This is a genomic window from Cellulomonas algicola, from assembly GCF_003851725.1.
In the GTDB taxonomy this organism is placed as follows: domain Bacteria; phylum Actinomycetota; class Actinomycetes; order Actinomycetales; family Cellulomonadaceae; genus Cellulomonas; species Cellulomonas algicola.
The window spans coordinates 1-585 of record NZ_BHYL01000406.1 but is presented as its reverse complement, the minus strand read 5'-3'; the positions used below and the strand labels follow the sequence as shown (position 1 = coordinate 585).

1 pseudogene is annotated in these 585 nt (G+C 78.1%); it reads left to right on the top strand.

Annotated elements, in window-relative coordinates:
• A pseudogene (locus CTKZ_RS20030) lies at window positions 1–342 on the top strand (DNA topoisomerase IB); the annotation flags it as partial.
• Between the last annotated feature and the right edge of the window lie 243 nt (window positions 343–585).

Below are 585 nucleotides of genomic sequence, written 5' to 3'. Positions count from 1 at the left end.
GTCTGGCACGACGTGACGAGCGCCGACGTCGGCCAGTACGTGAAGCTGCGGCTCGGCGACGACGCGTCGGCGAAGGACTTCCGGACGTGGCACGCGACGGTCCTCGCGGCGCGCGGGCGCGCGGCCGTGGGGCCGGCGCCGCGCAGCGACCGCGCGCGCCGCAAGGTCGTGACGCAGGTCGTCAAGGACGTCGCGGACGAGCTGGGCAACACGCCCGCGGTGTGCCGGGCGTCGTACATCGACCCGCGCGTCGTCGACCTGTGGGAACGCGGCGAGACGATCCGTCCCACGCGGTCCCAGCGCGTCGCGGAGCGCGAGACGCTGCGGATGCTGTCGTCGTGACCGTCACGGCTCGCCGCACGCCCGTCCGCGTCCCGTCCGACGTGCGGCGCGGCCGCACCCCACGGAGACTTCCCGGATGACCCCCAGCGCCGCAGGACCGCCTCCCGCCCAGCCGTCGGACGGCGCGATGGTGGCCGACGCGCCGGGCGCCGACGACGCCGCCCTCGCGCCCGAGCCCGTCGCCGCCACGCTGCCGGGCCTCGTGCCGGGTCCCGGGCCGGACGGGCGCCCGCGCCCCGACGC